The 6,590-nt window shown below is 50.3% G+C and carries 4 protein-coding genes; 1 reads left to right on the top strand and 3 read right to left on the bottom strand.

Annotated features, from left to right (window positions below; all coding sequences use genetic code 11):
- Positions 1 to 424: 424 nt before the first annotated feature.
- From purF to NG833_RS29365, 3 genes are all read right to left on the bottom strand, one after another.
- Positions 425 to 1,876, bottom strand: coding sequence for an amidophosphoribosyltransferase (gene purF / locus NG833_RS29375; protein WP_375293983.1), 1,452 nt, complete (start codon positions 1,874 to 1,876; stop codon positions 425 to 427).
- Between the two features lie 120 nt (positions 1,877 to 1,996).
- Positions 1,997 to 5,815: a phosphoribosylformylglycinamidine synthase subunit PurL gene (gene purL, locus NG833_RS29370; protein ID WP_254568806.1), complete on the bottom strand. Its 3,819-nt coding sequence runs from the start codon at positions 5,813 to 5,815 to the stop codon at positions 1,997 to 1,999.
- A 151-nt stretch (positions 5,816 to 5,966) separates the two neighbouring features.
- A complete protein-coding gene (locus NG833_RS29365; RefSeq protein WP_254568805.1) occupies positions 5,967 to 6,125 on the bottom strand; it encodes a hypothetical protein in 159 nt (52 codons plus the stop codon).
- Between the two features lie 183 nt (positions 6,126 to 6,308).
- Between NG833_RS29365 and NG833_RS29360 the strand changes: the two genes are divergently transcribed.
- Entirely contained in the window at positions 6,309 to 6,458 is a 150-nt protein-coding gene (locus NG833_RS29360) for a hypothetical protein (RefSeq protein WP_254568804.1), read from the top strand.
- Positions 6,459 to 6,590: the final 132 nt, after the last annotated feature.

The following is a 6,590-nucleotide window of genomic DNA, read 5'->3' as shown; positions in this document are numbered from 1 at the left end:
AACTCCAAAAAATAAAACCTTCAAAAAACCCGCACCCTGAAGGGTGGGGCTACACGGACAAAGCCCGCCTGCGCGGGCTAAAAGAGCCTTGTTAGGTGCGATCGCATCAAAGCAAGGATGATTTATTTGTTGGAATACCCCAATGGAATCGGGCCTCATCCGGGTTTCTTGTAGGGGCGTATTGCATACATGAGAGAATTTATGCAATACGCCCCTACAAATACACCTTGACAGGGCAAGGTTTTAACCCCCGCCGTAGTGGCGCTTCGCGAAGCGCCACTACAGGCGGCCAACGTTTAAACCTTGCAACAGGGCGTTACTTGGCTGGGGCCAAGTAACGCGGGAAACGACTGAAGTCGTTACTACAAACGGGGGAACAATTCTTAGCCCGCGCAGGCGGGCTTCGTCCGTATAGCCCCAGGCTTTAGCCTGCGGGGGTAGTAGAAAGAGCCTTCTCCATAATCAACTTAGACCGTTTCACCGGATCAGGGATTTGAATCGGATAATCTCCGGTAAAACAGGCGGAACAGAAGCGACTGGGGTCTTCTCCTGTGGCAATCAGCATTCCTTCCCAACTTAAATAAGCCAGGGAATCGACTTCGATTTGTGCTTCAATCTCCGCTACGGTTTTAGTCGCCGCAATCAGTTGGTCCTGACTGTCGGTATCGATGCCATAGAAGCAGGGATGAGTCACAGGTGGGGATGAAATTCTCATGTGTACTTCCGTTGCACCCGCATCCCGCAGGGCTTTGACGATTTTGCGGCTGGTAGTGCCCCGGACGATGGAATCATCCACCATTAAGACTTTTTTGCCGACGAGGACATCTTTGAGGGGGTTGAGCTTCATTTTAATCCCGGACTCCCTCATGTGCTGAGTGGGTTGGATGAAGGTGCGCCCAACATAACGGTTTTTAATCAGTCCCTCTGCGTAGGGGATGCCCGATGTCTGGGAAAACCCGATCGCCGCTGGAATGCCGGAGTCGGGAACGCCAATGACGATATCCACATCTGCCGGAGATTCTTGCGCCAGTTGTCGTCCCAGTTGCAGGCGATAGCTATACAATGACTCATTGCACATAATACTATCGGGTCGCGCAAAGTATATCATTTCAAATATACAAAGTTTACGCTCGGAAGCCTGACTCCAATGGAAGGAGGCTAATCCTTCTTCCCCAATCCAGACTAATTCTCCCGGTTCCACATCCCGCAGGTATTCTGCACCGATGATATCTAACCCACAGGTTTCCGATGCCAGAACATACCGGGTGGGGGTACCTTCTAAGGTGCCAATCACTAGGGGACGAATGCCGTTGGGGTCCCGGGCTCCCATGATGCCTTTGGGGGTGGCGATCGCCAAGCTATAGGCTCCCTTACAGCGATGAAAAGCACTGATGGTGGCATCTAACCAATCTTTACCCTTATCCACTTCCAACCCGATCGCCCAGGCAATCATTTCTGAATCCGTAGTCGTGATCAGGTTGCACTCTTGTTCAATCAACTCTTGACCCAGAGCGACAGTATTGACAAGATTACCATTATGTGCAAGAGCCAACGGACCTAACCGAGTTGGAACGATCGCCGGTTGAGCATTCACCACGCGACTGGTTCCCGTTGTCGAATACCGGGTATGTCCCACCGCCAAATGTCCGGGTAATTCCCCCAGAATCGTCTCATTAAACACTTGGGAAACCAGCCCCATCCCTTTATGCAGATGGACTTGGGCATTACTATCAAACGTCGCAATTCCAGCGGATTCTTGACCCCGATGCTGAAGGGCGTAGAGACCAAAATAGGTCATTTTCGCCACATCTTCACCGGGGGCATAAACTCCAAACACGCCACAGGCTTCTTCGGGTTTATCCGGGCGGTTGGACATAGCAGGGTTAACCTCAGTTGGTTCACTGAAAGACCCTGCGGATGCAGGATAATGCTCGTCAGAGGACAAGGAATGATGGGGGATCATGCTTACGGCTTCGCTCCTGTTTGGGGTAGTAGATCAACCGGGAAGGTTTGGGGATGCAGATAGGCGACGTTCGATGGCATTGGACCAGCGATCGCGCATATCTGTCATACTAACGTCAATTAAGGGAAGGTTAACATCGGAATTAACGATTAAACCCGTCTGGATTTCCGATACTTCCCCAATTTCCTGCCAATTTCCTGCCAATTGCTCTTGTAAATAAGATTCCCAGTTTTCCACCTGTTCTGGAGAAACAGAGACTACAATCCGCGCACCGCCTTCGGCAAATAAAATTTCATCCCACCGCGAGATGGTTGCTGCATCAGCATTCAGAGTAATTTTTGCTCCTAAATTCCCGCCAATACAAGATTCAGCCAAAGCCACCAACAAGCCACCTTCTGCCGAATCGTGAGCCGATTGTACCCACCCTTTGCGAATCCCTTCCCGACAGGCAGCTTGGACTTGTCGTTCCAACTGATAATCCACCACCGGCGGTTTCCCGGCAACAGTTTCGTGAATGGCGGCTAAATATTCCGAACCGCCCAAAGACACATTCTGGGTTATCGCAGTAATTGGTAATCCTAATAGATAAATCACATCTCCCGGATTGCGCCACCCTTGTCCACAAACTTGGCTAATATCGGGAATCAATCCCACCATGCCAATCACTGGGGTGGGATAAATCGGTGTCGGTGCCCCATTGGCATCCAGGGTTTCATTGTACAGAGAGACATTCCCCCCGGTAACTGGAGTCGCAAACTCGCTACAAGCCTCAGAAATGCCTTGACAAGCCGATGCTAACTGCCAATAGCCGATGGGTTTTTCGGGACTGCCAAAATTGAGATTATCCGTCACCGCAATGGGTTCGGCACCCACACAGCTTAAATTGCGGGCGGCTTCTGCTACCACTGCCTTGGCCCCTTCGTAAGGGTCCAGATACACATACCGGGAATTGCAATCAACCGTAGCGGCAACCCCGCGATGGGTGGCGGGAGTAGTGGAGAGGGGGTCTTGGGGACGTAAACGGACCACTGCTGCATCTCCTCCTCCCGGTAGCAAAACAGTATTATTCTGCACCTGATGGTCATATTGGCGATACACCCATCGCTTGGAGGCAATGGTGGGGGTATCTAACAATTGCAGTAAAATCTCAGTCCAAGTTTGGGATTTGCCTTGGATTTCGATGCCTGCTGCGGTGCAAGGGGGGAGAGTATCGGGAGTCCATTGCCATGCTTTTTGGGCATATTCTGGGGGTTCTGCCATTAACTGGCGATCGTAAATGGGGGTATCTTCGGCTAAAGCGCGACAGGGGATTTCTGCGGCAACTCCTCCTTGATGGAGAATCCGCACAATCGGTTCAGCAAGGACCTTGCCGGCAATTACTGCCTGGAGTCCCCAACGATGGAAAATATCAATCAGTTCTTGTTCCCGTCCCTTGTGTGCTACAAATAGCATCCGTTCCTGGGATTCGGAGAGGAGGAACTCGTAGGGAACCATGCCGGTTTCTCGGACAGGGATTAAGTCTAAATCCAGTTCAATGCCGAGATTCCCTTTCGCTGCCATTTCCGAAGTGGAACAGGTAATTCCCGCAGCACCCATATCTTGCGCGGCAACCACTGCGCCGGTGTTGAAGGCTTCTAAACAGGCTTCAATTAGGGATTTTTCTAGGAAGGGGTCGCCAACTTGAACCGCAGGGCGATCGTCTGCGGATTTATCCGTAAGTTCTGCACTGGCGAAACTCGCGCCTCCCATGCCATCTCTGCCGGTGGTAGAACCAACATAGAGCACGGGGTTACCGACACCGGAAGCACCAGATTTAACAATATCCGGGGTTTCCATAATCCCTAATGCCATGACATTGACGAGGGGATTGCCGGTATAGGCGCGATCGAAGTACACTTCACCGCCTACGGTGGGGACCCCAACACAGTTATGGGTGACAATGCCGGAGGTGGTGACAAACAGATGAGTGTTGTCCACTTCAATATCGTAGACATCGCATTCCTCAACGGCATTTGTTTCAATGCTCTTAATTTTGACAAATGCCAGTTCATTGGAGATGGAATAACGGGGGAATGAATGTTTTGTCCCGTTATAACGGGACAACGCTGTTGCTAATTCGGCGTTGCGTTCTTCTCCAAAAACATCAGCTAATGCGGTGAGCCCGTAGACATTGCTAACGTCCATTTGCCATAAGGCTTTCCGCTGATAGATGCGGCCTTGGATATTGGTTTCTTTGGCGGCTTGTTGATAGATTAGGGGAATAGCGCCAAAGCTCTGCATCAGCAAAGTCACTTGCTCGAACAGTTTATGGCTGGTCGTGGCAAAGCTAATTTTGGCATGATTGCCATGAGTTTTGGTGGTTAAAGAACCGTCGCCGCGTAACAAGCCTTTGAGTGCCTCACGCTGTAAAGAACGAGGCCATTGGAAGATAAAATCGGGTAAGGCTTTATGACTGGCGTTACTGCCACATTGCCATACTTCTTTTAAGAGATAACCTAATAGCCAGGATGTGGCATAAACGGCGATCGTAGACTCACGGGTTTCGACGCAGGGGCGCAGTCCCAGGGTTTTGAGTCCATCCATGACATCATGAACGTATTCGCTTTCATGAAGACCAAAGGTGAAAATTATTTTATAGCTATTGCCATTTTCAGAAACGCAGCCTTCTGAGAGGTAGTAGCCGAGTAAGCGGGCGAATGTTTCATCCGGCTGAATGATGGCATTCATGTAGTTAGCTTTACCGCTGCGCCGATAGAGGCGGATGCTACTGCGCGATACGTCGAGGAGGGGTTCTAATTTGAGAAAATAGGGCAGGGGTAAGATGCCTTTGCTGAGGTAGTTATGCCGATTGGTGGGGGAAGGTTCAATGGAACGCAAAGCATCACGGATTTCAGTTGAAATCTGCCACTCTGGAGGGAGATCAACGTAAACGTCTTGATTTCCGAGATAGCGATCGTCCAAGGCATCCAGCAGATCCAATGCAGGAACTTCCCCAGTGGATTCTGTCTGTGGGGAGGGCATATTAATCAGTATGGGAAGAAGATCCCCCTGCTTTAAGCTGTCGGCATTGCGAGTCTGCCACACTCCCTCTTCTAGAATGCACATCGGATGATCCTGGGTCATGGTCAAGGTCCGACCCAATGCTGTGCGGATGGTAATTAAGTTAGTGGCGCGTCGCTTGAAGACGCGGCAAACGGTTTGCCAGCAACTCTGCTGGGTATTAGGTTCTAGAGAGAGGGTTTCAATGCCAGCGGTTGGATCGAGTTCTTCGGTGGTTTGATTTGGGGGTAAATGGGATTCGACAAAGTTGCCGATGGTATCGAAATGAACGCCATTTTTATCCCGCCAGATTAGGGTTTCGCTGGGAATTAAGCAGTTCCCATAATGACTGATCCCTTCTACAACGCCGGTGAAGATGCAGCGAGTGCGAGGGTCTTCGATATTTCCGAAGCGGAGGGAGTTGAGAAGGGCGATGGGGCGTGCACCCATTGTAAAGATATCTCGGAGGATGCCGCCAACGCCAGTGGCTGCACCTTGGAAGGGTTCGATCGCCGAGGGGTGATTGTGGGATTCGATTTTGAAGGCGAGGCGCAATCCGTCTGAGCAGTCTATCACCCCAGCATTTTCTCCAGGACCGACTAGGATGCGATCGCCGGTGGTGGGAAACTGTTTCAGCAGGGGACGGGAGTTCTTATAACAACAGTGTTCGGACCACATCACGCCAAACATTCCCAATTCTGCTTTGTTGGGATGGCGTCCTAGCCGTTTGACGATTTCTTCATATTCTGCCGGTTTCAGACTTTCGGCAGCGATTTCTTCGGGAGAAAAGGGGGCGTTTGAGATTGCAGACATGGATTAGGGCGTTGCACCAGAGTACAGTCCCCCTATTTTATCTGGATTTGGGCCATTCCTACGGTTTGATATGTTTTTGTAAGAATTCGCCTGATGCTGAGTTGCTCTAGCGATCGCCGCAGCTATGGCATAATGGGTGCGGTTAATTGGCTCAAAACCCACCGGACTTCATGCCAGAGCAGTAGGCGGCTTGTCTGGGTTTGGTTTTTTCTGCCTGTAACCTGGAGGATGCCAGCGATCGCCCAATCTGTCCTCTCTCCTCTTCCTCAAACGCCTCGATAATGCAGACAAATATCGAAAATGGCTTCACCTACGCGCTTCGAGTTTCCCATTGCTAAAGCACAATATCTCTTCAACCGCGCCACTGAATCAGGACAAGGAGGAGATAAGCGGAAATTCTGGCGGGATGTGATGGGGTTTGAGTCATTAGAAGCAATTCGAGAGGCAATCTTAACTGAGGTATCCTTGGAGATACTGCAACCTCAGAGCCAAAATGAACAGGGTGAAGCTCTATCGTGCCTATATCCAAGTTACAGGCGTTTCTGGGATTTCTCGACGCATTAGAACGGTTTGGATTGTGCTATTTGATGAAGATGTTGCTAGGTTTGTAACAGCAGTACCGGATAGATTAGGAGCAGGGTAAGCTCATCTAATTTGGTATAAATTGTACTTGACAAGGAGAAATTATAGAGTTAAAGGAGAGTCGTCTGGGTTCAGAGATTCTAGGCGAGTAAAAACAGCTCAATCAGTCTTGGTACAAGGATTTGAGAATAAG

This window comes from Oscillatoria sp. HE19RPO, from assembly GCF_024220515.1.
In the GTDB taxonomy this organism is placed as follows: Bacteria; Cyanobacteriota; Cyanobacteriia; order Cyanobacteriales; family Laspinemataceae; genus Laspinema.
This window is presented reverse-complemented; position numbering and strand designations above follow the sequence as displayed.